Source organism: Micromonospora sp. SCSIO 07396, from assembly GCF_053667945.1.
On the sequence record NZ_CM132210.1, the window covers coordinates 903932 to 929592 of the forward strand.

A 25661-nucleotide genomic window follows, 5' to 3' on the forward strand; every position below is an offset into this window, starting at 1 on the left:
CTTCCACCGCCCGCCCGTCCGCGCCCTGCCTTCCGTCGCCCGTCCGCGCGCTGCCTTCCGTCGCCCGTCCGCGCGCTGCCTTCCGTCGCCCGTCCGCGCGCTGCCTTCCGTCGCCCGTCCGCGCGCTGCCTTCCGTCGCCCGTCCGCGTTGATCAAGAGGTTTGCGTCACGGAATCCGCTGGCGGTGACGCGAACCTCTTGATCAGCCAGCATTCTGCGGGCGGGAGAGGCGGTGGCGCAGCCAGGGCAGCAGAGCGTCGGCCTGGGCCTGCTGGAAGGCGCGGACGGTGGGAATGTTGGGCGGCGGCGGGCGGCGCGCGCTGTCGGTGAAGAAGCCGGCCAGCCCGGCGTAGAAACCGGTCAGGGCGGCCGGGTCGGCCCCGGCGGTGAGCGGCAGCCGGCGCAGCAGCGCCTCGGTGTCGTGCCCGCCGTGCAACCGTACGTTGACCAGCAGCAACGCCGTGTCCAGCCAGGCGGGGCCCCGGCAGGCCCACGGCCAGTCCACCACGGTGACCGTGCCGTCCGGGCCGATCAACAGGTTGTCGGCCCGCACGTCCAGATGGCACAGGGTGTCCCCGGTCAGCCCGGTCAGCCCCCGGTCGGCCGCCGCGCACAACTCGTCGAGGTGCCCGGTGACCCACGGGTCGAGCCGGGGCGGCGGGTCGGCGACGATCCGCCGCCAGCCGCCGAAATCGTGGGCCAGCCGTTCGGCGGCGGTCGGCGTGTCCGGCACCGGGTTCGGCGTGAGCGTCCCGGCCAGGGTTTCCAGCGTACGCAGCGTCAAGTCGAGTTCGGCGTCCCGCCAGGGGGTGTACGGGTGTCGTCCGTCCACGTCGGTCAACACGAGCGCCACCCACTCGCCGTCGTCGTGGCAGCCGAGCAGCCGGGGCGTCGGTGCCGACAGGGGCATTGCGGCGGTGTGCCGGGCCTCCGCGCGGTGCATCCGGGGAGTGTCCGGGTTCTGCGCCGGGCTGACCGCCTTGACGAACGCCCGTCGACCACCGGCGGTCCGCACCCGGTCGGCGGTGCCCGGGGAGTAGCCGCCAGGCTGGGAGACCGCCCCGACCACCCGGTCACCGATGATCCGCTCCACCGCGTGCCGGACATGCCCGGGCAGCTCATCCCACCCGATCCTGCCCCCACCCGCGCTCACACCCGCCATCCCCCCACCCTGGCGAGCCCCCACACCCCGGGCAACCCGATTACCCCACCCCACCCCCACCCCACCCCACCCCCACCCCACCCCCACCCCACCCCACCCGCCCCCACCCGCCCCCGGCCCAGCTCCCGCTCCCACCTCAGCCTCTGCTCCTCGCCCCGGCCCCCTCCGTGATCAAGAGCTTTACGTCAACAGCCCGTCCCGAACCGACGCAAACCTCTTGATCACCCCTCCGTCGTCGTCGATGTCTCCGTTGATCAAGAGGTTTGCGTCAGTCAAGCGGTACAGGTTGACGCAAACCTCTTGGTCAACCGCTGACTCCCTTGTTGTCCCTGTTGATCAAGAGGTTTGGGTCGGCCGGGCGGTGCAGGTTGACGCAAACCTCTTGGTCATCCGTCCACTCCCTCGTTGTCGCCGGCTGATCAAGAGGTTTGGGGCGGAAACCGCGGATGGGTTGACGCAAACCTCTTGATCACCGGGGCCAGGGGTGGGGCCGAGGTCGGGGACGGGGCCAGGGCCGGGGTGGGGGCCGGGGACGGGTGGGAGCCGGAGCGGTAGGGGACGGGAGCGGGGGAGGGGAGCGGGCTGGGTGGTAGCGGGAGGGGGAGGGGAGCGGGGTGGGGGCATGGGTGGGGTGGGAGGGGGAATGCGCGGCGGGACGGTCCTGGGGAGGAGTGACGGATGAGGGGTCCCACCGGCTTGACCATCGGTGTGCTCGGCTCGTACGGCGGTCGGAACCTGGGGGACGAGGCGATCCTCACCGGTCTGCTGGCCGATCTGCGGGAGCAGGAGCCGAATGCGCGGATCATCGTGTTCTCCCGTAACCCGGCGCACACCGCGCTGGCCCATCCCGACGTCGAGGCGGTGCCCTGGGAGGGTGTCAGCCGGGTCGACTCGGCCGAGGTGCTCGGCCAACTCGACCTGCTGATTCTCGGCGGCGGCGGCATCCTGTACGACAAGGAGGCCCGCCGTTACCTGCGGGTGGTCCGGGTCGCCCAGGAACGCGGTCTGCCCCTGCTGACGTACGCGGTGGGTGTCGGTCCGCTCAACGACGGGGTGGACACCGGCATGGTCCGGGAGACGCTGGCCGGGGCGACCGAGGTGACCGTCCGCGACCAGGAGTCCCGGATGGTGCTGGAGGAGGCGGGACTGCTCAATCCGATCACCGTCACCGCCGACCCGGCGTTCCTGCTGGAGCCGGAGGACTTCCCCGCCCGGCTGCTGCGCGAGGAAGGGGTTCCCGCCGGAAAGCGGCTGGTCGGGCTGAGTGTCCGGGAGCCGGGGCGGGCGGCCGAACGACTGGACGTCGACGGGTACCACCGGTTGCTCGCCCAGATCGGCGACTTCCTGGTGCAGCGGATCGACGCGCACGTGCTGTTCGTCCCGATGGAACGCGACGACATCCGGCACTCGCACGGGGTGCTGTCCCACATGATCGCCGCCGACCGGGGGCGCATCCTGCACGGCGACTATTCGCCCCGGCAGGTGCTCGGCCTGATGAAGCACTTCGACCTGGCGGTCGGCATGCGGCTGCACTTCCTGATCTTCGCGGCGATGGTCGGTACCCCGTTCCTGCCCCTGCCGTACGCGGGGAAGGTCTTCGATCTTGCCCAGCGGCTCGGGGTGCCGGCGCTGCGCGGCGTGGAACGCGAGGTGGAGGGTCCGCTGCTGGCGGAGGTCGACAGGCTCTGGGACGAACGGGACGCCCGCCGCGAGGCCACCGCCCGCCGGGTCGCCGAGGTGTGCGACCAGGCCCGGGGTACCTCCCAGGTCACCCGTGCCGTACTGGACGGCCTGCGCTCGCGTACTTTGGCCCGGATGGCCGCCTGACCGGCGACCCCCGGATGGCCGCCTGACCGGCGACCCCAACGAAACGGACCGCCGTCACACTGGCGGACCTGACGGTCGGGACCGCCTTCACCGGCGGCTCCGACCGTCCGGTCCGCCCGACACCGGTGACCGGCACGACCAGGGCCGGCTCCGGCACGACCGGCACGACCGGCACGACCGGCACGACCAAGGCTGAGAACCGGCACGACCGGCACCGTCGGGGGCGGTCGTACCGGTCGGGTCAGACGGCCGGGCCGCGCCAGCGGTAGCGCCACTGGTCGCCGGCGGACTCCAGCTCGTAGATCTGGGCGTCGACCAGACCCTGCGGGCCGAGGTGGTGATGGGTCAGCGGGGGACGCTCGTTGCTGTCCAGCTCGACGTCGACCGCCTCGCCGTCAGCCGGGCCGTCCGCCAGGGGAATCCGTACCGTCGCAGCCATGCGCCCATCCTGCCAAGCCGGCCGCCGGCCCGCAGGGTTTGCCGGGGGACAGCGGGACGGCACGGCCGTCGCTATCGTCCGCTGATGGCGGAAATCCAGATCGATCCGACGCTCGCCCCGGTGCTGGCGCGCACCGGCGACGAGCGGGCGGTGCTCGACGCGTTCCTCGATTTCCACCGGGCGATCGTGCTGCGCAAGGCACGGGGCCTGAGCGACGCCGAGGCGGCCCGCCGGCTGGTGCCGTCGGCCACCACCCTGGCCGGCATCCTGCAGCATCTCACCCTGGTCGAGCGGAACTGGTTCCCGTTCCTGCTCGATCCGGCCCCCGGCGACGTCTTCCCGACCTCCGAGGAGGACGCGGCGGCCAGTTTCGCCCTGGCCGAGGGGGAAACCCTCGACCAGCTCGCCGACGCCTACGAGCGGGCCTGCGCCCGGTCCCGTGAGCTGGCCGCCCGATTCCCGCTGGACCATGTCGTGGCGCAGCCGCAGCTCGGCGAGGTGTCCCTACGTTGGATCATGGTGCACATGATCGAGGAAACCGCCCGGCACGCCGGCCACGCCGACATCCTCCGTGAGCTGACCGACGGCAGCACCGGCGCGGTCTGAGCGACGGTGACCGGCCCTCGCCCTATCCTGACCCCCGGGCGTCGACGAGGGGGAACGAGTGCTGGTCGTCCACGGGGTGTGGCTGGTCGGGGCCGGTCTGGCGGTGTGGGCGGAGGACTCGACCCGGCCGACCCGGGTGCCGCGCCGCCCCGGCCGGGCCCCGCGTGAGCGCCCCCACCCCTTCGCCGCCGACCCGGGCACCCTGACCGCGCTGCTCGGTGACCGCCCGCCCGGCACCGTGCCGCTCACCCTCCCCACCCGGGCGGGCGCACCGCTGCACTCGCCGGAGCTGGTCCCGGCCACCGTCGCGGAACCGGCCCGTGGCCCGGTCACCCTCGCCGCCTGGCGCACCCCCGTCCTCCGGTACGCCCCGGACGACGCGTTCGACCTGCTGCGTACCCTCGACGGCCTCGACGCCGTGGTGGGGGCCGACCTGCGGCACCTCGCCGAGCTGGCGGGGTTCGCGGTCGACCTGGTGGCCCGGGGCCGGCTGCTGCCCGGCGTGGCCGACCGCCCGCCCGGGGACGCGCCAGCGGACCGGCGCCCGACCGTCCGTCGGGACTCCGACGGGCCGGTGGACCGGAGACCGGAAGAACGCGGTCTGGGGGACCGGACGCCGGACGGCGACGGGCCGGTGGACCGGCGGGCGGGCGGCCGGTCGACGGGGAAGGCGGTCGGGTGGGCGGTGTGGCGGCCCCTGCTCACCGGCGCGGACGCGGCCTGGGCCCGGTCGCTGGCCCTCGCCCTGCCCCCGGCGGTCCGTGCCGCCGTCGACCCCGGATCGCCCCCCGCCCGCCCGCGTCCCGGTGCCGGGAGGCGGACCGGCCCCGAGGGGGTGCCCGCCTCGGCGCAGCGCGAGGCAGACGCACCGCCCGCCGGTGCCGGCCCGGCCGGTCGACCCGGCGTGCCCACCGGTGCCAGCGGCGTCGACGGGGCCGGCGGGCTGGTCGCGGACGCGCTGGATCTGCTCACCGATGCCGCCGCCCGCCGGGCGCTGGCCGACGTCGACCTGCTCCGGGGTGGGCGGCGCGACGGGGTGACGGCCGGGTGGCTGGCGGCACTGACCGGCCCGCACCGACGGTTCACCGCCGAACCCGACGGGCTGGGCACCCTCCGCACCGAACTGGACGCCTGGCAGCGCGACGCCGTCGGCGGCCCGGTCCGGGCGAGTTTCCGGCTGGTGGAGCCGGCCGACGACGAGATCGTCGACACGCTGACCGTGGTGCCGGCCGACCCGTCGGCGGTCGTCGGGCAGGGGGGACGGTGGCGTATCGAGTTCGGTCTCCAGGCCGCCGACGAGCCGGGTCTGCACGTCGCCGCCGGTGACGTCTGGCGGCACCCGGAACGGCTGCCGGCGCTGGCCGGCGGCTGCGGCGATCCGCAGGAGACCCTGCTGGCCGAGTTGGGCCGGGCCGGGCGGCTCTGGCCGGAGCTGGACGGGGCCCTGCGCATCCCCGCCCCGGAACAGCTGGAGCTGGACGTCGAGGGGGCGCACCGGTTCCTGCGCGACGGCGCGCCGGTGCTGCACGCCGCCGGCTTCGGGGTGCTGCTGCCGTCCTGGTGGCGGCGGCCGGCGGCCCGGCTCGGTGCCCGGTTGCAGGCCCGCAGCCGCACCGCCCCGGGCACGGTCGCCACGGCCGGGGCGCTCGGGCTGGACGCGCTCGTCGACTACCGCTGGGAGGTGGCGCTCGGCGACGAGACGGTCGACGCCGACGAGTTGGCCGCGCTGGCCGCCCTGAAGACCCCGCTGGTGCGGTTGCGCGGCCGGTGGGTGGAGCTGGACCCGAAGCGGCTGGCCGCCGGCCTGCGGCTGCTGCGGTCCTCCGGCGAGCTGACAGTGGCCGACCTGCTGCGGATGGGGCTGGCCGGGGCGGACCGCCCGGAGGCCCTGCCGGTGCTTGCGGTGACCGCCGACGGCCCGCTCGGTGACCTGCTGGCGGGGCAGGCCGAACGGCGGCTCGTCCCGTTGGACCCGCCGCCGGCCTTCAAGGGCACCCTGCGGCCGTACCAGCGGCGCGGCCTGGCCTGGCTGGTGTTCCTCCAGTCGCTCGGGCTCGGCGGGGTGCTCGCCGACGACATGGGGTTGGGCAAGACGGTGCAGCTGCTGGCCCTGCTCGCCGGGGACCCGCCGGACGCCGGGCCGACCCTGCTGGTCTGTCCGATGTCGCTGGTCGGCAACTGGCAGCGGGAGGCGGCCCGGTTCACCCCCGGGTTGCGGGTGCACGTGCACCACGGCGCGGACCGGGCCCGGGACGACTCGTTCACCTCGGCGGTGCACGCCGCCGACCTGGTGCTCACCACCTACGCGGTGGCGGCGCGGGACGCGGTGGCGCTGGCGTCGGTCGGCTGGCACCGGGTGGTGGTCGACGAGGCCCAGGCGATCAAGAACGCGGCCACCCGGCAGGCCGAGGCGGTCCGGGCGCTGCCCGCCCGGCACCGGATCGCCGTCACCGGCACGCCTGTGGAGAACCGGCTGGCCGACCTGTGGTCGATCATGCAGTTCGCCAACCCCGGCCTGCTCGGCCCGGCCAGTAGTTTCCGGCAGTCGTACGCGGTGCCGATCGAGCGGCACGGCGACGCCGAGGCGGCGGCCCGGCTGCGCCGGGTCACCGGCCCGTTCGTGCTGCGGCGGCTCAAGACCGACTCCTCGATCATCAGCGACCTGCCGGAGAAGCTGGAGATGGAGGTGGTCTGCAACCTCACCGCCGAGCAGGCGTCGCTCTACCGGGCGGTCGTCGACGAGATGCTGGCCAGGATCGAGTCGAGCGACGGGATGGAACGCCGGGGCCTGGTGCTGGCCACGATGACCCGGCTCAAGCAGGTCTGCAACCATCCGGCCCAGCTGCTGCACGACGGCTCGCCGCTGGCCGGGCGTTCGGGCAAGCTGCAACGGTTGGAGGAGATCGTCGACGAGGTGCTCGCGGCCGGCGAGAAGGCCCTGCTGTTCACCCAGTACGCCGAGTTCGGCGCGCTGCTGCGCGGCCACCTGTCGGCCCGCTTCGGCCGGGAGGTGCTCTACCTGCACGGCGGGGTCGGCAAGGCCGAGCGGGACGACCTGGTCACCCGGTTCCAGTCCCCGGACGGCCCGGCCCTGTTCGTGCTCTCCCTGAAGGCCGGCGGCACCGGGCTGACCCTGACCGCCGCCAACCACGTGGTGCACGTCGACAGGTGGTGGAACCCGGCGGTGGAGGACCAGGCCACCGACCGGGCGTTCCGGATCGGCCAGCGACGGCGGGTGCAGGTCCGCAAGTTCGTCTGCGCCGGCACCGTCGAGGAGAAGGTGGCCGCGATGATCGCCGACAAGCGGGGGCTGGCCGCGTCGGTGGTGGGCAGCGGCGAACAGTGGGTCACCGAGTTGTCCACCGGGCAACTGCGGGAGCTGTTCACGCTCGACGCCGGGGCGGTGGTCGAATGACCCCCCGACCGGCCGGCACCGGGCCGGACGACCCGACGCCGACGGGCCGGTACGCCGACTTCGGTCCGGCCCTGCGGGTCGACGGCGGGCTGCGGGCACGTAGCACCCGGGGCGCGATCGGGGTCTCCTGGTGGTCCCGACGCTTCCTGGAGGTGCTGGAGTCGTTCGCGTTGGGCACCCGGCTCACCCGGGGCCGGGCGTACGCGCGCCGGGGGCAGGTGCTGCGGCTCGACGTGTCACCCGGGCGGGTCGAGGCGAGCGTGCAGGGTTCCCGGCCCCGGCCGTACCCGGTGACGATCGCCCTGCCACCGTTTCCGGACGCGCTCTGGGACCGGGTCGAACGGGAGCTGGCCGGGCAGGCGATCTTCAGCGCCCGGCTGCTCGCCGGTGACCTGCCGGCCGAGCTGGAGGAGGTGTTCGCCGCTGCGGGCGCGCCCCTGTTCCCCCGGTCGGTGGGGGAGCTGAGCCAGCGCTGCGGCTGCCCCGACGTGGCGGTGCCGTGCAAGCATCTGGCGGCGACGTTCTACCTGCTCGCCGAGGCGTTCGACGCCGACCCGTTCCAGTTGCTGCACTGGCGGGGCCGCAGCCGCGACGCGTTGCTGAGCCGGCTGCGTACCCTCCGGGCCGACGCGGTCGGTTCGGCCGCGCCCACCGGGCGGGACGCCGGTATGCCCGGCCCGACGCCGTCGGTGGTGGACGGTGCGCCGGGCGGGCCGCCGGCTGCGGTGGCGGGGGCGGCCCGGGTGCTCGCCGACGTGCCCGACGTGCCGCCCACCGAGGCGGTGGACCGGTTCTGGGTGTCGCCGGTGCCGCTGCCGGACCGGCCGCCCATCCTAGCCACCGGCCCGGAGCTGCTGCTGCGGCAGCTCGGCGCGCCTGCTGCGGCGATCGGCGGCCCCGGCCTGCTGGAACGTCTGCGCCGGGCCTACCAGGCCCTCGACCCGGGCTGACCCGGCGCGGTCATGATCGACACCAGTGGGGCGATGTCGGGGTGTCCCGTCGCCTGCGATCCCGCATCATCGCGCCCCTGGTGTCGATCATGGCGCGGGTCAGCGCCAGCGGTGCCGGAAGTGCCACATCAGGCCGGTGTTGGCCGCCAGGACGACGACGCACGCCGCACCCGCCGTCCGTCCGGCCAGGACGGTCATCGCGGGCAGCGACGCCCACAGGACGACCGTCAGCAGCATCAGCCAGCGCCCGCGTCCGGCCCGGATCCGACGGTCGAGTCGTGCGAAGAACCTCGGATCGCTGTCCCGGAGCTGCCGGGTGATCTGTTCGAACCTGCGCTGATCCTCTTTGCTGAGCATGGCGGTGCCTTCCCCTCAGGCTTCAGCGGTTCGGCGGCTTACCCGCTGCGGCGGCCGGTCACGCCCTCCTGCTGCTGCTACTTTCGGCTCCGGGCGTCGCCGCCGGTGTGCGGGTCGGGGTCGCCGGGGACGGGCCGTCCGAAACCGGGCCGGCGGGCCGCCCGCAACCGGGTCGGCGGGTGCGGAGCACCTCAATACCGGCTTACCGGCGGCTTAAGTTTCGCTGTGCCGGTGAACGCCACGTCCCGTGACACGTACCGCCAAACGGTACGGCGGGGCTGCGGCCGGACACGTCGTCCCTGCTGGGGACGGTGCGGTCCGGCCGGGGTGGAACCACCCGGCCGGCACCCTCGCACAGCGGCACCTTAAGTGCCCCCGCCGACGGCCCTGACCAGCCTTGTCGGCAGCTCAGCCCTTGACTACCTTCCCGTGGCAACTCCTCCGGCAGCCGCCGCCGCACCCGCCCCCGGTCGCAGCGGTACGGCGCATCGAAAGAAAACGGGACCGGTACATGGCCGACCAGAACGTGCCACCGCATCGACCGCACACCCCCGGCGGGCACACCCCGGCGTACGAGGTCACGGCCGCGCCGTACGGTCCGCCGCCGGTGTCCCGGGGCCCGCAGTGGGTGGGGCCCGAGGGGTTGGGCCGGCAGGCGTTCCACCAGCCGGCCGGTACCGGACTGCCCCATCTGGACGACGACGGCGACGGCCGGGACCGGGTCGGCCGGCGGCGCGCCCTGGTCGCGTTGGGCGGCACCGCCGCCGTGGTGGCCGGTGGCGCGGCGCTGGCGCTGAGTCCCCAGGTGCGGGGCCTGTTCGGCGACGACGCCGCCGGGGACGCCACCGGCGCGACCACCACCGACGGCACGCCGGCCCGCCCGAGCGGCCAGCAGCCCAGCACGGTACGCACCTACACCGAGCAGAACGAGAGCTACATGGGCTCCCGGGCCGGTGCGGCGCTGAAGCGGAACTCGCCCAGCGGTGGCCGGACCTTCTCCGGCCCGGCCGACGCGGCGGCGCATACCCCGGTGACGGTGAAGACGGTGCTGGCCAAGGACCCGGTCCGGCACCTGGCCAGCCGGGCCACCTTCGGCGCCACCCCGAAGGTGCTCGCCGACATCCGCCGGATGGGCATCGACGCCTGGGTGCGTCAGCAGCTCGACCCGGAGAAGATCGCCCCGAGCGCCGCCGAGCTGAAGCTCGCCGAGCTGCCCACCCTCGCCCTGACCAGCCAGCAGTTACGCGACCAGCGGGAGCAGCTCAACGAGCGGGGCGCGCAGCCGGAGAAGGAGATGGTCGACGGCACGCTGGCCCGGCAGATCTGGTCGGAACGGCAGCTCTACGAGGTGATGGTCGACTTCTGGAACGACTTCCTGCACGTCGCGGCGGACTTCGACGGGGGTGAGGCGTACCGGAACTCGTTCGACCGGGACGTGATCCGCAAGCACGCCATGGGCAGCTACCCGGACATGCTGGTGGCGGCGAACAAGCACCCGGCGCTGCTGCTCTACCTCAACCAGAACGACTCCCGCGCCGACGCGGTCAACGAGAACCTGGCCCGGGAGAACCTGGAGCTGTACTCGGTCGGGGTCGACGGCGGCTACACCGAGAAGGACGTCCGGCAGGCCGCCCTGCTCCAGACCGGCCGGGGCGTCGACGACGGAAAGTACGTCTTCCGCCACGACCGGCACTACCGGGGCAAGGTGAAGATCCTCGGCTTCAGCCACCCCAACGACTCGACCGACCCGAAGAAGGCCGACCAGGTCATCGACGCGTACCTCACCTACCTTGCGCTGCACCCGTCGACCGCGAGGTACGTGGCCCGCAGCCTGGCCACCCGGTTCGTCTCGGACACCCCGCCGAAGTCCCTGGTGGACCGGCTCACCCAGATCTACATCGTCAACAAGGGCTCGGTGAAGCCGCTGCTGATGTCGCTGTTCAGCTCCTCGGAGTTCTGGGCGGCCGTCGGCCAGAAGGTCCGCCGGCCGATGGAGTACCTGGTCGCCACCTACCGGACGCTGGGCGTCGGACCGCAGGCCGGGCCGGGTTTCCGGCAGGGCGACAGCAAGCGCACCGCGTTCGCCCAGGGGCTGCGCCAGATCCACGACAAGCTGCGCGAGCTGGGCCAGTACCCGATGGGCCAGCCCACCCCCGACGGCTACCCGGACGTCTACGTCGCCTGGACGTCGGCCGGCACGATGGTCAACGGGTGGAACGAGGCCGCCGACCTGATCGCCGGCCGCCGCACCCAGTTCACCTACACCAGGCCGGAGAAGCTGGTGGCCAGGCCACCGTCGACCGCCGGGGCGTACGTGGACGCGTTGGCGCAGCGGCTGGTGCACCAGAAGCTGTCGACCCGGGAGCGGAACCTGATCCTCGGGGTGGCCGGGGTGTCCGCCACCGCCAAGGTCGACGCCACGTTCGACGGGGCGATCGCCGCCGTCGCGCGGGCGATCCTCGCGTCCCCCCAGCACCACCTGCGGTGAGGCAGACGATGGAGAAGCCGGTGACGCACCCGATGGAGAAGACCGTGCCCGCGTTCCCCCTGCACCCCGAGTGCCCCGACCTGCGTCGGCTCGCCGACGACCCGGCGCAGGCGCTGCTGCGCGCCGAGGCCGACATCGTCGCCGCCGAGAACGCCGCCGAGGCCGACCGCTACCGCCGACTGGAGGACCTGGAGGAGGCCCAGCAGGACGGGCGCGGGGTGACCCGACGGACCTTCGTCGCCGGGGCCGCCGCCACCGCCACCGCGCTGGCCACCGCCCAGTTCGTCACCACCTCCGCGTCGTTCGCGGCGACGAGGACCGGCACCCTGATCCACGTGTTCCTCTACGGCGGGCTGGACGGGCTGAGCCTGGTCGCCCCGGCCGACGACCCGGTGCTGGCCAAGGCCCGCCCCGACCTGCTGCTCGGCGACGACTCACTGGCCCTGGGCCGGGGCTTCAAGCTGACCAGCGCGTTCGCCCCGCTGGAGAAGTGGCTCAAGGCCGGCCAGCTCGGGTTCGTCCCGGCGGCCTCCGACGAACGGCTGTCCCGCAGCCACTTCCAGGCCGCCGACGCCTGCAACCTGGGCGGCCTGCCCAACGAGACCGGTGGCCGGGGCTGGCTGGACAGCCTGGTCGACTCCCTCGGCAAGGGCACCGCGTTCCGCAGCGTCGGCATCGGCAGCACCCTGCCCCGCTCGCTGGTCGGCACCAACGGCGCGTTGTCGCTCAACAGCGTCGGCTCGCTGCGGCTCAACGGCGACGACCGCTACCGGGCGGCCACCGAGAAGGCGATCCGGGGCCTGTTCACCGGGATCAACCACCCGGTCGAGGAGGCGGTGATCGAGGGGATGGGCGCGTTGTCGACCGCCCAGCAGCTCGCCGCGAAGCCGTACCAGCCGGCCGAGGGCGTGACCTACCAGGGCGTCGGGTACGCCTTCGGGCAGCTCGCCCAGCTGATCAAGGGCGGGGCGAACGTCCGGGTCGCCACGGTCGGGATGGGCGGCTACGACACCCACGAGAACCAGGGCACCCGCTCCGGTGGCCAGTTGCACCGACGCCTCGGCGAGCTGGCCACCGCGATGGCCGCCTTCTTCACCGACCTGGGCGACCGGGCCGCCGACGTCACCATCATGGTGTCCAGCGAGTTCGGCCGTCGGGTCGCCTCCAACGGCGGCGGCACCGACCACGGCCACGGCGGGGTGGTCACCATCCTGTCCGGGCGTAAGCTCGCCGGCTCACTGCTGGGCCGCTGGGACGGGCTGGGCGATCTGGACTCGGGGGACGTCCCCGAGTACAACAACATGTTCGACGTCTACGGCGCGGTGGCGCAGGGCCGGTTCGGGCTGACCACCGCCCAGGTCGACCGGATCTTCCCGCGGCGCAAGTACACCCCGATGAAGCTCTACGCGTGACCTACCGGGACACGCACGCCGCCGGTCGGCGTACCCGGGAGCCGTCCCGGTACGCCGGCCGGCCGGCTGCGTCCGTACCCCCGCCGCCGGCCCGGCCCCGGCGTGGGTCCGCCGGCCGGCGGGTGCTGTCCGGACTGTTCTGGGCCGGCCTGGTGGCCGCGGTGCTGCCGTGGTGGCTGGACACCCCGGCCGGCTCGCTGGCCGGCACCGCCGACGTGCTCACCGCCGCCGGTCGGGTCACCGGTCTGGTCGCCGGCTACCTGCTGCTGGTGCAGGTGCTGATGATGAGCCGCCTCGGCGTGCTGGAACGCGGGGTCGGCGGCGAGCGGCTGTCCCGGGTGCACCGGGACCTCGGCGCGACCCTGCTGGTGGCGGTGCTGGCGCACCTGTCGCTGCTGGTGGTCGGCTACGCGCGGACCCAGGGCAACCCGGTCACCGCCCAGCCGGGGGTGCTGCTGCGCGACTTCGACGACATGGTGTCCGCGTTCGCCGCGGCCGGCATCCTGGTGCTGGTCGGCGGCACCGGCATCCGGGCGGTCCGCCGGGCGCTGCCCTACGAACTCTGGCACCACCTGCACCTGACCAGCTACCTGGCGCTGCTGCTCGGCTTCGGCCACCAGTTCAGCAACGGCGCGCAGCTCTTCCCGCCCGGCCCGGTCCGCACCGGCTGGATCGCCGCATATCTGCTGGTCGCCGCCGCCCTGGTGTGGGGTCGGCTGGTCGCGCCGGTGCTGCTCAACCTGCGGCACCGGCTGCGGGTGGCCGACGTGGTGGCGGAGAGCCCGGACACCGTCTCGATCTACCTGACCGGCCGCCGGCTGCACCAGCTCGACCCGCTCGGCGGGCAGTACCTGCGCTGGCGGTTCCTGGCCCGGGGCTGCTGGTGGCAGTCGCACCCGTTCTCGCTCTCCGCCGCCGCGAACGGCCGCTGGCTGCGGCTGACCGTGAAGGTGGTCGGCGGGCACACCAGGGACCTGCGTGACCTCGACCCGGGCACCCGGGTCTGGGCGGAGGGGCCCTCCGGCACGTTCACCGCCGCGCACCGGACCCGGGACCGGGCCCTGCTGATCGCCGGCGGCAGCGGCATCGGCCCGTTGCGGGCGATGCTTGAGGAACTGCCCGCCGGCGCGGCCCTGATCTACCGGGCCCGCACCCCGGCCGACGTGCTGTTGCAGCACGAGCTGGACTGGTTGGCCCAGGCCCGGCGGACTGACGTCTGGTACGTCGTCGGCTCCCGCGACGACGCCGGTCCCCGCCAGGTGATGAACCCGGACGGGCTGCGCCGGCTGGTGCCCGACCTGACCCGCCGCGACGTCTACCTGTGCGGGCCGCAGGGGCTGGTCGACTCCTCGGTGCGGATGCTCCGGCAGGCCGGCGTGCCCCGCCGGCAGATCCACCTCGCCCCGTTCGAGCTGTAGGAGGACACCTGACATGCGTCGCGCGCTGCTCGCGATCACCGGGCTGGCCGCCGGCACCACCGCCCTGGTGGTGCTCAAGGGCGCACCGCAGGACCGCCAGGTCGCCGTGGACCTGCCAGCCGGTGCGCCGGTCGGCACGGCGGACCGCACCGACCCGGTCACCCCCGGTGCGACGCCGCAGCGGACCGCCGCGACACCCCGGCCGACCGGCCGGCCCGACGCCACCGTCAGCCCTACCCCGGCCACCCGACGGACCACCCCCGGCGGGGACGCCGGCGCCCGCCGCACCCCGGCCGCCGGCCGGACCACCGCGCCGAAGCCCACCACCCGTACGGTCACCGGCCCGGTGGTCTCCACCGAGTTCGGCAACGTGCAGGTGCGGATCACCGTCGCCGGCACCCGGATCGTCGACGCGGTGGCCCTGGAACTGCCCCAGGGCGGCCAGTCCGACCTGCGCAGCGACCGGGTCGACGCCGCCTACAGCGGCACCACCGGCGACGTGGTGCGCCAGCAGGACGCCAACCTGGACACCGTCTCCCAGGCGACCGCCACCAGCGACGGCTACCGGCGGTCGTTGCAGGCCGCCCTCGACCAGGCCCGCTAGGTGGGCGCGGCGTCGACCCGGCCCGGCCTGCGCCGGGTCGAACAGGTGATGGGTACGGCGATCAGCCTGGACCTCGCCACCGACCTGCCCGCCGCCACCCTGCGGGAGTTGGCCGACGAGACGTTCCGCTGGCTGCGGGAGGTCGACGCCCGGTTCACCACCTACCGCGAGGACAGCGAGGTGCGCCGCGTCGACCGGGGGGACCTGCCGCCGGCCGGGGCGTCGGCGGACCTGCGCGCGGTGCTGGCCCGCTGCGCCGACCTGTGGGCCGACACCGACGGCTTCTTCGACGCGTACGCCACCGGCCGGCTGGACCCCTCCGGCTACGTGAAGGGCTGGGCCGCCCAGGTCGCCTCGGACCGGCTGGTGGCCGCCGGGGCGGTCGACCACTGCCTCAACGCCGGCGGCGACGTCCGGGTACGCGGGCACTCGTCGTCCGGGCTGCCGTGGCGGATCGGTGTGCGGCACCCGTGGGACCCGGAGGCCACCTGCCTGGTGCTCACCGGCACCGACCTGGCCGTCGCCACCTCGGGCGTCTACGAACGGGGGCACCACGTGCTCGATCCGCGCCGGGGCGTACCGGCCCGGGGGTTGCGTTCGGTCACCGTGGTCGGCCCGGACCTGGGTGTCGCCGACGCGTACGCCACGGCGGCGGTGGCGATGGGCGTGGCCGGCATCGGCTGGCTCGACCGGCTCCCCGGCCACCTGCACGCGGTGGTCACCGACGACGGGCGGCTGCTGCGGTCGACCGCCCTGCCGCTGGCCGACTGAGGCGTCGACGTGGTGGCGGGGTCACCTGCCGGTGGGTGCGTTCACCGGGCCGTGCGGTGGGTGCCGGCCGGTCGGGAGCCGGTCGGCCGGGGGCGACCCGGGCGGGAGCCGGCCGGCCGGGTGTCCGACCAGTGGCGGGGCCGTCGCCGGTACGGCGGTTCGGTGCCGCCGGTGTGCCGCATCTCGTCCCTGGCCATGTCGTACCCCCGCTCCGGTGGCGCGTGCGCGCCGTCGTGGTGTGCAACGAGTCCGGCGTGGGCGGGGACGCTGGCGGGAACCCGACCCGGCCACGTCCCGCCGCCTGCGGCCGGCTGGTCAGCGGCCGTCCGTCCGGTGGCCGGCCGGTGTGGGGCTGGTTGGTCAGTGGCCGCGCCGGGGCAGGGGGAGCTGGCCGGGCAGCAGCTCCGGGGTCAGCGTCACCCCGTCGGCCCGCAGGGCGTCGATCAGGCTGTTCTGCAACAGGTACGAGTCGGGCAGCCGCCAGCGGGCCTGTTCCGGGGCGACCGCCCAGCGCACCGGGCCCTCGGGCAGCCGGGTGGGGGGCGCCGGGATCCACGAGCCGGTGCCGTGCCGGACGACGTGGAAGCAGTGTTCCAGCTCGGGGCGCAGCGGGTCGCCGGGGCGGACCAGGAACATCCACCGCCCGGTCGGGGTCACCACCACCGGACCCCGGACGCCCGGCCCGGCGGGGTGCCCGGGTACGGCGTCGAGCAGTCGCCGGCCCAGGTGCGCCGACACCTCCAGCACGTCGAACGCCCGGCCGGTGGGCAGCAGCACCCCGTGCGGGCGGCTGCGCCACCAGGTGGCCACCCGGGCCGGGTCGGTGCTCGCCCCCCGCTCCCAGTTCTCCAGCGCGGGGTGGCAGCCGACGGTGGGACAACCGGCCCGGCCGCACACGAAACGGCTGCGTGCCAGGCAGGCACCGGGGGTCACCTCCCAGCCGTGCACCGCGTACCGGACGGCGATCCGGCGCAGGCGCACCCGTTCGATCGGTGCCAGCTGGGCGACCCGTGGCCCGACGTTCCCCCACATGTCCCGTGCTCTCCTCTGGCTTCGACCGGTCACCGCCACCCCTCACGTCGAGCGCCGTCACTGTCGTGATCCGGGATCGTTTGACCTGACGAACGGCTCGTGCAACTTGCACGAAGGTATGAGAACTGGCTGTACGTGTGACGTACACGCTGTGCGACCAGCGGCAACCTGGGCGGACGGATCGGAGACGCCCGGCGTGGGGCGTCCGGAGCCCGACCGGACGACCCACGAGGGGGAGGAACGGCAGAAGATGGACGAGCTTCCGATCGGGCGACGGGTGGCCTACTGGCGCGGGCGACGCAAGATGTCCCAGCAGGTCTTCGCCGACCGACTCGGCAAGTCCAAGAGCTGGGTCGACAAGGTCGAACGCGGGGTCCGCCGGCTGGACAAGTTCTCCGTGCTGTACGAGATCGCCGTGATCCTGCGGATCGACGTGCAACTGCTGCTCGGCAAGGACCCGGAACGGCGTACCGACGCGATGAGCTGCATCGACCAGTTCGAGGTGCAGGAGATCCGGGCCGCCCTGGAGCAGTACTCCTCGATGACCGCGTACTTCGACGGGGTGTCGTACCCGCCGCCCCTGACCGACCTGCGCAAGGCCGTCACCCACGCCTGGCTCACCTACCAGTACGGCCGCTACGCGATGCTCACCCGGGCGCTGCCGAAACTGCTGCGCGACGCCCAGGCCGCCGACGCCGGCTACGGTGGCGAGCCGGGCCGCGACGCCGCCCACCTGCTCGGGCAGGTCTACCAGATCGCCTCCTCGGTGCTGCGCAAACTGGGCGAGTGCGAGCTGGCCTGGCTGGCCGCCGACCGGTCGATGGCGGTCGCCCAGCGCGCCGACGACCAGCTGCTGGCCGGTGTCGCCACGGCCCGGGTGTGCAACGCGCTGGTGGCGATGGGCCGGGCCCGGCCAGCGCTGGAGCTGAACCTCAGCATCGCCAACCAGCTCGCCCCCGGCGGCATGAACGACAGCACGCCGGACCGGCTCTCCGTCTACGGCATGCTGCTGTTGCAGGGGGCGATGGCCGCCGCCCGGTTCGGCGACTCCGACGCCGTCGAGGATCTGCTGTACGGGGCAGGCGAGGCGGCGCTGATGCTCGGCAGCGACCAGAACCACTACTGGACCTCGTTCGGCCCGACCAACCTGGAACTACACCGGGCCGCCGCCGCCGTGGAGCTGGGCGACGGCGGGCGGGCGGTGGAGATCCACCAGCGCATCCCCGAGCCGAGCTTCAACGGGCTGCTGCCCGAGCGGCGGGCCCACCACCTGCTCGACCTGGCCCGGGGCTACGCCCAGCTCGGTGACGTCGCGATGGCGGGGGAGATGCTGCTGCGCGGCGACCGGCTCGCCCCGTCCGAGATCCGCTGCCGACCCATCGCCCACGAAGTGATGACCGACGTGCTGCGTCGCACACGTGGTGCGTTGCCCGCGCCGATTGCGGAGTTGGCTGAGCAGATGGGAGTCGGAGTATGAACACGGCGGCGGCCGGATGAGCGGCAGCCCCCACCAGAGCAGTGAGCACCGCGGAGTGCTCTACGTCATCGCCTGCGGTTCGCCGCTGGCCCGTCACCTCGACCGACTCGTCGGCCTGGCCCAGGACGACGGCTGGGAGGTCTGCGTCGTCACCACGCCCGACGGGGCGAAGTTCGTCGACCGGGCCGCGCTGGCCCGGCAGACCGGGCATCCGGTGCGCACCCACTACAAGAACCCGGGCGACCCGGACCTGCTGCCCCCGGCCGACGCGATGCTGGTCTGCCCGGCCACCGTCAACACGGTCAACAAGTGGGCGGCCGGGATCACCGACACGCTGGCGCTGGGTCTGCTCGTCGAGGGGCAGGGCCGGGGCGTACCGGTGGTGGTGGTGCCGTTCACCAACGTGGCGATGGCCGCGCACCCGGCCTTCCTCAGCGGCCTGCGCCGGCTGGCCGAGTGGGGCGCCACGGTGCTCTTCGGCGACGACGTCTACCCACTGCACCCACCCGGTACGGGGGAACGCCACCTGCACGCCTTCCCCTGGGAGGCGGCGGTGGCGGCTCTAGCGGGCCGCTCCCGGGCCACCTCGGCGGCCTGACCCGGCGACGGGCGTGGGCGTGGCCGGCACCGTGCGCCGGTAAGCTGACCGGCCGTGAGCACAACCGCGTCCCCGCCGTCCGTCGCCGATGTGGTTGCCGAGCTGGATCGGCGTTACCCGCCCGCCTGGGCCGAGGAGTGGGACCGGGTCGGTCTGGTGCTCGGTGAGCCCACCGACCCGGTCCGCCGCGTCTTCGGCACGGTGGACGTCGTCCCCGAGACCGTCGCCGAGGCGCTCGCCGCCGGTGCCGACCTGATCGTCGCGCACCACCCGCTGCTGCTGCGCGGCGTCTCCTCGGTCGCCCCGACCACCTGGAAGGGGCGGATCGTGCACGACCTGATCCGCGCCGGGGTGGCCCTGTACGTGGCGCACACCAACGCCGACATCGCCGCGCCGGGCGTCTCCGACGCGCTGGCCGCCCGGTTCGGGCTGACCGGTCTGCGTCCCCTCGCGCCGTCCGCCCCCGGTTCCCCGTCCGCCGGTGGCGGCCGGGGCATCGGCCGCATCGGCGAGTTGCCCGCCCCGCTGACGCTCGCCGAGCTGACCGGGCACGCCGCCGCCGTCCTGCCGGCCACCGTCTGGGGGGTTCGCGCCGGAGGCGATCCCGCGCGTATCGTGCGTACCCTCGCGGTCAGCGGCGGCTCCGGCGACGGCTTCCTGGCCGCGGCGACCGCCGCCGGTGCGGACGCGTTCCTCACCTCCGACCTGCGGCACCATCCTGCCGGTGAGCACCTCGCCGCCGGTGGGCCCGCCCTGCTGGACGCCGCACACTGGGCGACCGAACGACCCTGGCTGGACGACGTGGCCGCCCACCTGCGGGCCGGCTTCGGCGTCGAGACCGTGGTGTCCGACCTGGACACCGACCCGTGGACCGTGCACGCCGCCGCACCCGCGATGGACGACAAGGAGCCCCGACCGTGAAGGCTGAACCCCAGGTCCAGCGCCGCCTGCTCGACCTCCAGGCGATCGACACCACACTCGCCCAGCTCGCTCACCGCCGCCGGTCACTGCCCGAGCGGGCGGAGCTGGAGGGGCTGGCCCGGGAGCTGTCCGCCCTGGAGGACGAGCGGGTCCGCGCCCAGGTCGCCGTGGACGACCTGGACCGGGACATCGCCCGCCTGGAGAAGGACATCGACCAGGTGCGGGCCCGCAAGAGCAAGGACGAGGCCCGGCTGGCCAGCGGCAGCGGGCCGGCCCGGGAGTTGGAGGCGCTCCAGCACGAGCTGGTCTCGCTCAACCGTCGCCAGGGTGACCTGGAGGACGCCGAGCTGGAGCTGATGGAACAGCGGGAGACGGCGCAGGCGACCCTCGACGGGATCGAGACCCGCATCGCCGAGGCCAGGGACCGGCGGGCCGCCGTCGAGCAGCGCCGCGACGAGAACCTGGCCGAGATCGCCAAGGAGGAGGAGTTCAAGCAGGGCGCCCGCAAGCCGCTCGCCGCCGACCTCCCCGCCGACCTGGTCACCCTCTACGACAAGATCCGTGAGGACACCGGCCTCGGCGCGGCACTGCTCACCGCCGGCCGCTGCGGCGGCTGCCGGCTGGAGCTGTCCGGCGCCGACCTGGCCCGGATCCGCCGGTCGGCCCCGGACGAGGTGGTCCGCTGCGAGGACTGCCGCCGGATCATGGTGCGTACCAACGAGTCGGGGCTGTAGCCCGGTGGCGGTGCGCGCGGTCGTCGTCGAGGCCGACGGCGGGTCCCGGGGCAACCCCGGGCCGGCCGGTTACGGTGCCGTGGTCCGGGACCCGGCCACCGGCGAGGTGCTGCTCGAACGGGCCGAGTCGATCGGGACGGCCACCAACAACGTCGCCGAGTACCGCGGTCTGATCGCCGGGCTGGAGGCCGCCGCCGAGCTGGGTGCGGCCGAGGTCGACGCCCGGATGGACTCGAAGCTGGTGGTCGAGCAGATGTGCGGCCGGTGGCAGATCAAACACCCCGGGCTGCGTCCGCTCGCCGCGCGGGCCGCCGCGCTGGTCGACCGCTTCGAGTCGGTCCGGTTCAGTTGGATCCCCCGCGACCGCAACCGGCACGCCGACGCCCTGGCGAACGCGGCGATGGACACCGCCGCCGGCAAACCGTCCCGCGCGACGCCCGTGCCGGCCGGCGGCGAGGCGTCCCGGTCTCCCGGCGGCGAGGCGTCCCGGGTGGTGGCGGGCGTCGACTCGCCGGGCCGGGCGCAGGCCCGCGAGGTGGCCGCCCGTGCCGCCACCCGGTCCACCGGCACCGACCCGGCGACCACCAAGGCGTCCTGGGAGCCGAGGCCGAGCTTCACCGCCACCCGGCTGATCCTGGTCCGGCACGGGGAGACCGAGTGGACCGTGCAGCACCGCTACGCCGGCCGCGCCGACGTGCCGCTGTCCGAGTCCGGTCAGGCCCAGGCGCGGGCCACCGCCACCCGGGTGGCCGCGCTGGCCCCGTCCGTCGCGGCCGTGCTCAGCTCACCGCTGTCCCGGTGTACGGCCACCGCCGAGGCGATCGCCGCCGCGCTCGGCGGTCTGCCGGTACGACCACAGGACGACTGGATCGAGTGCGACTTCGGCGACTGGGACGGGCACACCTTCGCCGAGGTGCGGGACCGGTGGCCCGGCGAACTGGACGCCTGGCTCGCCTCGACCCGGGTCGCCCCGCCGGGTGGTGAGTCGTTCACCGAGGTCGGGCAGCGGGTCGACCGGGCGATGGTGGAGCTGCGGGAGGCGTACCCGGGGGAGACCGTGGTGGTCGTCTCGCACGTCTCGCCGATCAAGCTGGCCCTGCGCGACGCCCTCGCGGCCGGCGACGCCCTCCTGCACCGGCTCTACCTGGACGCGGCGGGTATCTCGGTGCTCGACATGTGGCCCGACGGGGGCGTCGCGGTCCGTTCCGTCAACGACACCGCCCACCTTCCGGTCCGCTGATTCCGGACCGTCCCCGAACCGGACCGGGATTCCTGGGCCGGTTCGGGGACGGTCGATGCGCCGCGCCGTTCGTCGTGCCGTTCGGCGCAGCCGGAACACCGTTGGGCGCATCGTCAAGCGCCAATTGATCGTGCTTGGCCGCACCGGGTCGTAGCGTCCGGCCGTTACTGGCCGGAACGACTACCGGAGGTAGGTCAGATGACCGCTGCCGAACCGGAGACGCCGCGCACGGCGTCGTCCAGGGCGAAGGACCACAGCCCCTGGAACTGGTTGCTCTTCATCCCGATCGTGGTGCCGCTGATCCCGGCGCTGTTCAACGCGGACGCCCCCCGGTTGTTCGGTTTCCCGCGCTTCTACTGGCTGCAACTGGTCTGGATCCTGCTCGGGGTGGCCACCACCACGCTGGTCTACCAGATGACCAAGAAGCGGGGAAACCACTGATGTGGCGTGATCATCTGACCGAGATCATCGTTTTCTCGGCACTCTTTTTGCTGGTCAGCGGGATGGGTTTCGTGGCGGCCCGGTGGCGGGCGCCGAAGGACATGGCACACCTCGACGAGTGGGGGCTGGGCGGGCGCAGCTTCGGCGGCTGGATCACCTGGTTCCTGGTCGGCGGTGACCTCTACACGGCGTACACGTTCGTGGCGGTGCCGGCGCTGATGTTCGGCGCGGGCGCGGCCGGGTTCTTCGCCGTGCCGTACACGATCGTCATCTATCCGCTGGTGTTCCTGGTGCTCTGCCGGCTCTGGTCGGTGTCGCACCGGCACGGGTTCGTCACCCCGGCCGACTTCGTCCGCCGCCGGTTCGACTCGCCGGTGCTGGCCCTGCTGATCGCGATCACCGGCATCGTGGCGACCATGCCGTACATCGCGTTGCAGCTGGTGGGCATCGAGGCGGTGCTCAAGACGATGGGGGTCACCGGGGACAGCGCGGTGGCGCGGCACCTGCCGATCATCATCGCCTTCGCGATCCTGGCCGCCTACACCTACCAGTCCGGGTTGCGCGCCCCGGCGCTCATCGCGTTCGTCAAGGACACCCTGATCTACATCGTGATCCTGGTGGCGGTGATCTACCTGCCGTACAAGCTGGGGGGTTGGGGTTCGATCTTCGACGCGGCGGACGCGAAGTTCGCCGCCTCGCCGAACCCGAACGACGGCATCCTGCTCAACGCCAACAACCAGCTCCAGTACGTCACCCTGGCGTTCGGTTCGGCGCTGGCGCTGTTCCTCTACCCGCACAGCATCACCGGCGTGCTGGCCAGCCGGAACCGGGACGTGATCAAGCGGAACATGTCGGCGCTGCCGGCGTACAGTCTGCTGCTCGGCCTGATCGCGCTGCTCGGTTTCATGGCGATCGCGGCCGGGGTGAAGCCGCTGCCCGGGGCGAAGGAGGGCACCGTCGACAGCAACACGGTGGTGCCGGTGCTGTTCGACCAGCAGTTCCCGGACTGGTTCGCCGGGGTGGCGTACGCGGCGATCGGCATCGGCGCGCTGGTGCCGGCGGCCATCATGTCGATCGCGGCGGCGAACCTGTTCACCCGCAACATCTACAAGGAGTACCTGAAGCGGGACGCCAGCCCGGCGCAGGAGGCGAACGTCTCGAAGATCACCTCGCTGGTGGTCAAGGTCGGCGCGGTGGCCTGCATCGTCTTCCTCGACCCGCAGTTCTCCATCGACCTCCAGCTCATCGGTGGCGTGATCATCCTCCAGACGCTGCCGGCGGTGGCGTTGGGCCTCTACACCCGCTGGTTCCACCGGGGCGCGTTGATCGCCGGCTGGGTGGCCGGCATGGGGCTGGGCATGTGGATGCTCTACCAGATCCCCAACCCGGCGTCGAAGCGCGCACATTTCGGTGGGTCGGCGTTCCCGCTGTCCGACTTCGGCTTCGACACCAAGAAGACGATCTACGTGGGCATCGTCGCCGTGCTGGTGAACCTGGTGGTGGCGGCGCTGGTCACGCTGGTGCTGCGGGCGGCGAAGGTGGCCGAGGGCGTGGACGGCACCACCCCCGACGACTACTTCGCCGACGAGGGCGACCCCCGCGTCACCCCCGGCCCCGACCGCGACGCCGACTCCGCCCGCGAACCGGTCGCCTGACCCCCACCCCCGACGCCCCGCTCCCAAAGCGGGCTGCCCCGGTCGGGCTGCCCCGGTCGGGCTGCCCCGGGCTCGCTCCGGGAGCGGGGTGCCCGCCCGCCCCCGTTGATCAAGAGCTTTACGTCAACATCCCGCCGAGAATTGACCCGAACCTCTTGATCACGCGACCGACGTGGCCGTCGGCCACCATCCGGGCGGGTGGGGGCGGGTGGGGGGCGGTGATCAAGAGGTTTGCGTCAACTTCCGGTGTGGAGGTGACGTAAACCTCTTGATCACCGGGTCGGGCGGGGGAGAGGGGGAGGGGGGCGGGGAAGGGGGCGAGGGTCAGCGGCGGCGGGTGCGGGAGTCGAGGGCGTGGTTGAGGCGGGTCAGGAGGGTGGCCAGGGTGTCCCGGTCGGTGGGGGTCCAGTCGGCCAGGATGTCGCCGTAGAGCCGGGTCCGGGCGGCCCGGACGGCTGCCATCCGGTGCAGGCCGGCGGGGGTGGGGGAGATCACCGTGCCCCGCCCGTCAGCGGGGTCGGGGGCGCGGGCGATCAGGCCGTCGCGCTGCAGCGCCGAGACCTGCCGGGTGACCGTGGAGCCGTCCAGGTTGAGCCGGGCGGCCAGCGCCGAGACGTTCTGCGGGCCGGAGGCGTCGAGGTGGCGCAGGATGACGTACGCCGCCCGGTCGAGGACCCGGTGCTCGGCGCTGCCGGTGGCCCGGCGGGTGGCCTCGCCCAGTCGCATGAGTAGGGCCACCTCGGTCTCGATCCGACCGAGGGCGGCCTCGTCCGACTCCGTTCGCGTCGCGTGGTCGTCACTCATAGCTGTACGATACAACGGAATTACCTGTACGATGCAGTTATATGCGGCTTCGGCCGGACGGGAGAGCGCGGAGTGGACCGGCGTACCGAGCCCCACCGCAGTGCCATCTACGCCACCACGCTGGTGGCCTTCCTCGCCATCGCCGGCATCGCCGTGGTGGACCCCATCCTGCCCGCCATCGGCACCGCCATCGGCGTCACCGCCTGGCAGGTCGAACTGCTCTTCACCGCGTACATCGCGGTGATGGCGGTCGGGATGATCCCGGCGACCCTGGCCAGCGGACGCTTCGGCTTCAAGCCGGTGCTCGTCACCGGCGTCTCCGTGGTCGGGCTGGCCGCCATCGCCGCCTCGTTCAGCAACGACATCGTGCAACTGTCCGTGCTGCGCGGCGTGTGGGGGCTGGGCAACGCCATGTTCTTCGCCACCGCCATGGTGGTCCTGGTCAACCTGGCCAACGACCGGGAATGGGTGGTCGGCCTCTTCGAGACCGCGCTCGGCCTCGGCTTCGCCATCGGACCGCTGATCGGTGGCCTGCTCGGCGAGATCAGCTGGCGGCTGCCGTTCTTCGTCTGCGGCATGTTCATGGTGCTCGCCCTGCTGGTGGCCGCCCGCCGGCTCCGCGAGCCGACCCACCGGCAGTCGCCCGTACGGCTGGGCCAGATCTTCGCCACCTACCGCCGTCCGGCGTTCCTCATCCTCTGCGTGGTCACCGCCGCGTACAACTTCGTCTTCTTCGTGGTGCTCGGCTACACGCCGCTCTTCCTCGGCCTCGACGTCATCCCGCTCGGCCTCGCGTTCACCGGCTGGGGTCTCGGCCTGGCCGCCGGCATCCTGCTCATCGGCCACCGGCTCGCCCACCGGATCGGCGCGGTGCAGACCGTCGGGGTGGCGCTGCTCGGCCTGCTGGCCTGCATGGTCCTCTTCGCCACCTCGACCGGCACCGTCGAGTCGCTGGTGGTGCTCGTCGTCGCCGGCCTGTGCATGGGCCTGGCCAACGCCAACCTCACCGACCTGGCCCTCGGCCTCGGCTCCGCCGACCGACGGGTCGCCACCGGCGCGTTCAACCTGGTCCGCTGGGGGGCCGCCGCACCCGCCCCGATCCTGTCCGGCAAGCTCGCCGAGCACAGCCTGGCGTTGCCGTTCTGGGTCGGCTTCGGGGTGCTCGCCGTCGGGCTGCTCGTCTACCTGGCCTTCGCTCACCTGATGGCCGCCGGCTACGGCGAACGGCTGCGCTGGTCCCGCTGGAACCGGGCCGCCCGGCAGGCCGAGCACGCCCCCGAGGAACCGGTCGGCGAGGTGTACTGAGCGGG

Annotated in this window: 22 protein-coding genes; 17 read left to right on the forward strand and 5 right to left on the reverse strand. The window is 73.6% G+C overall.

The genetic code is table 11. The features are described from left to right. Positions 1-202: 202 nt before the first annotated feature. Entirely contained in the window at positions 203-1162 is a 960-nt protein-coding gene (locus tag ACWCHM_RS04120) for a phosphotransferase family protein (RefSeq protein WP_454221542.1), read from the reverse strand. 678 nt (positions 1163-1840) lie between these two features. Between ACWCHM_RS04120 and ACWCHM_RS04125 the strand changes: the two genes are divergently transcribed. Further along, positions 1841-2989 carry a polysaccharide pyruvyl transferase family protein gene (locus ACWCHM_RS04125; protein WP_204959434.1) on the forward strand — a complete coding sequence of 383 codons (1149 nt, stop codon included), beginning with the start codon at positions 1841-1843 and terminating at the stop codon, positions 2987-2989. Positions 2990-3230: 241 nt separating this feature from the next. Here ACWCHM_RS04125 and ACWCHM_RS04130 read toward each other — a convergent pair whose 3' ends face one another. Beyond that, positions 3231-3428: a hypothetical protein gene (locus ACWCHM_RS04130; protein ID WP_088644837.1), complete on the reverse strand. Its 198-nt coding sequence runs from the start codon at positions 3426-3428 to the stop codon at positions 3231-3233. 84 nt (positions 3429-3512) lie between these two features. Here ACWCHM_RS04130 and ACWCHM_RS04135 point away from each other — a divergent pair, with 84 nt between their 5' ends. From ACWCHM_RS04135 to ACWCHM_RS04145, 3 genes are read left to right on the forward strand one after another with little or no spacing between them, the layout of a single operon-like run. After that, the gene (locus ACWCHM_RS04135) at positions 3513-4034 is read left to right on the forward strand and encodes a DinB family protein (protein WP_204959433.1); all 522 of its coding nucleotides are present in this window, start codon (positions 3513-3515) and stop codon (positions 4032-4034) included. A 58-nt stretch (positions 4035-4092) separates the two neighbouring features. Further along, positions 4093-7449 (forward strand): SNF2-related protein, encoded by a 3357-nt coding sequence (locus tag ACWCHM_RS04140; RefSeq protein ID WP_454221543.1) that lies wholly within the window; start codon positions 4093-4095, stop codon positions 7447-7449. After that, positions 7446-8399, forward strand: coding sequence for an SWIM zinc finger family protein (locus tag ACWCHM_RS04145; protein ID WP_454221544.1), 954 nt, complete (start codon positions 7446-7448; stop codon positions 8397-8399). The genes ACWCHM_RS04140 and ACWCHM_RS04145 overlap by 4 nt, the downstream gene beginning before the upstream one ends. A 99-nt stretch (positions 8400-8498) precedes the next feature. On the opposite strand, the gene ACWCHM_RS04150 is transcribed toward ACWCHM_RS04145, so the two are convergent. Then, the gene (locus tag ACWCHM_RS04150) at positions 8499-8756 is read right to left on the reverse strand and encodes a DUF3040 domain-containing protein (RefSeq protein ID WP_281895274.1); all 258 of its coding nucleotides are present in this window, start codon (positions 8754-8756) and stop codon (positions 8499-8501) included. A gap of 511 nt (positions 8757-9267) precedes the next feature. Between ACWCHM_RS04150 and ACWCHM_RS04155 the strand changes: the two genes are divergently transcribed. Genes ACWCHM_RS04155 through ACWCHM_RS04175 form a run of 5 tightly spaced genes read left to right on the forward strand, consistent with a single transcriptional unit; the run spans position 9268 to position 15449 of the window. Continuing rightward, complete coding sequence (locus ACWCHM_RS04155; protein ID WP_454221545.1) at positions 9268-11244, forward strand: DUF1800 domain-containing protein; 1977 nt, start codon at positions 9268-9270, stop codon at positions 11242-11244. A gap of 20 nt (positions 11245-11264) precedes the next feature. Next, on the forward strand, positions 11265-12656 hold the full coding sequence (locus tag ACWCHM_RS04160) for a DUF1501 domain-containing protein (RefSeq protein WP_454221546.1): 1392 nt from the start codon (positions 11265-11267) through the stop codon (positions 12654-12656). Beyond that, positions 12653-14074, forward strand: coding sequence for a ferredoxin reductase family protein (locus ACWCHM_RS04165; protein WP_454221547.1), 1422 nt, complete (start codon positions 12653-12655; stop codon positions 14072-14074). The genes ACWCHM_RS04160 and ACWCHM_RS04165 overlap by 4 nt, the downstream gene beginning before the upstream one ends. Positions 14075-14087: 13 nt before the next feature. Continuing rightward, the gene (locus ACWCHM_RS04170) at positions 14088-14678 is read left to right on the forward strand and encodes an FMN-binding protein (protein ID WP_204959427.1); all 591 of its coding nucleotides are present in this window, start codon (positions 14088-14090) and stop codon (positions 14676-14678) included. A 48-nt stretch (positions 14679-14726) separates the two neighbouring features. Further along, positions 14727-15449: an FAD:protein FMN transferase gene (locus tag ACWCHM_RS04175; RefSeq protein ID WP_454223009.1), complete on the forward strand. Its 723-nt coding sequence runs from the start codon at positions 14727-14729 to the stop codon at positions 15447-15449. A 360-nt stretch (positions 15450-15809) separates the two neighbouring features. On the opposite strand, the gene ACWCHM_RS04180 is transcribed toward ACWCHM_RS04175, so the two are convergent. Further along, entirely contained in the window at positions 15810-16481 is a 672-nt protein-coding gene (locus ACWCHM_RS04180) for a bifunctional DNA primase/polymerase (protein ID WP_204959426.1), read from the reverse strand. Between the two features lie 250 nt (positions 16482-16731). On the opposite strand from ACWCHM_RS04180, the gene ACWCHM_RS04185 reads away from it, so the two are divergent. From ACWCHM_RS04185 to mctP, 7 genes are all read left to right on the forward strand, one after another. Further along, the gene (locus ACWCHM_RS04185) at positions 16732-17958 is read left to right on the forward strand and encodes a helix-turn-helix domain-containing protein (protein ID WP_204959425.1); all 1227 of its coding nucleotides are present in this window, start codon (positions 16732-16734) and stop codon (positions 17956-17958) included. Between the two features lie 16 nt (positions 17959-17974). Further along, positions 17975-18556 carry a flavoprotein gene (locus ACWCHM_RS04190; RefSeq protein WP_454221548.1) on the forward strand — a complete coding sequence of 194 codons (582 nt, stop codon included), beginning with the start codon at positions 17975-17977 and terminating at the stop codon, positions 18554-18556. 90 nt (positions 18557-18646) lie between these two features. Beyond that, positions 18647-19477, forward strand: coding sequence for a Nif3-like dinuclear metal center hexameric protein (locus tag ACWCHM_RS04195; protein WP_204959656.1), 831 nt, complete (start codon positions 18647-18649; stop codon positions 19475-19477). Continuing rightward, entirely contained in the window at positions 19474-20211 is a 738-nt protein-coding gene (locus tag ACWCHM_RS04200) for a zinc ribbon domain-containing protein (RefSeq protein WP_204959423.1), read from the forward strand. Before ACWCHM_RS04195 ends, ACWCHM_RS04200 begins: the two co-directional genes overlap by 4 nt. Before the next feature lie 4 nt (positions 20212-20215). After that, the gene (locus ACWCHM_RS04205; RefSeq protein WP_454221549.1) at positions 20216-21451 is read left to right on the forward strand and encodes a bifunctional RNase H/acid phosphatase; all 1236 of its coding nucleotides are present in this window, start codon (positions 20216-20218) and stop codon (positions 21449-21451) included. Between the two features lie 198 nt (positions 21452-21649). Then, entirely contained in the window at positions 21650-21892 is a 243-nt protein-coding gene (locus tag ACWCHM_RS04210; protein WP_421487718.1) for a DUF3311 domain-containing protein, read from the forward strand. Then, complete coding sequence (gene mctP, locus ACWCHM_RS04215) at positions 21892-23547, forward strand: monocarboxylate uptake permease MctP (RefSeq protein ID WP_281895290.1); 1656 nt, start codon at positions 21892-21894, stop codon at positions 23545-23547. Before ACWCHM_RS04210 ends, mctP begins: the two co-directional genes overlap by 1 nt. Positions 23548-23871: 324 nt before the next feature. Here the strand turns inward: mctP and ACWCHM_RS04220 are convergent, their stop codons facing one another. After that, complete coding sequence (locus ACWCHM_RS04220) at positions 23872-24351, reverse strand: MarR family winged helix-turn-helix transcriptional regulator (RefSeq protein ID WP_204959419.1); 480 nt, start codon at positions 24349-24351, stop codon at positions 23872-23874. 72 nt (positions 24352-24423) lie between these two features. Between ACWCHM_RS04220 and ACWCHM_RS04225 the strand changes: the two genes are divergently transcribed. Beyond that, positions 24424-25656 (forward strand): MFS transporter, encoded by a 1233-nt coding sequence (locus ACWCHM_RS04225; RefSeq protein ID WP_454221550.1) that lies wholly within the window; start codon positions 24424-24426, stop codon positions 25654-25656. Positions 25657-25661 lie beyond the last annotated feature (5 nt).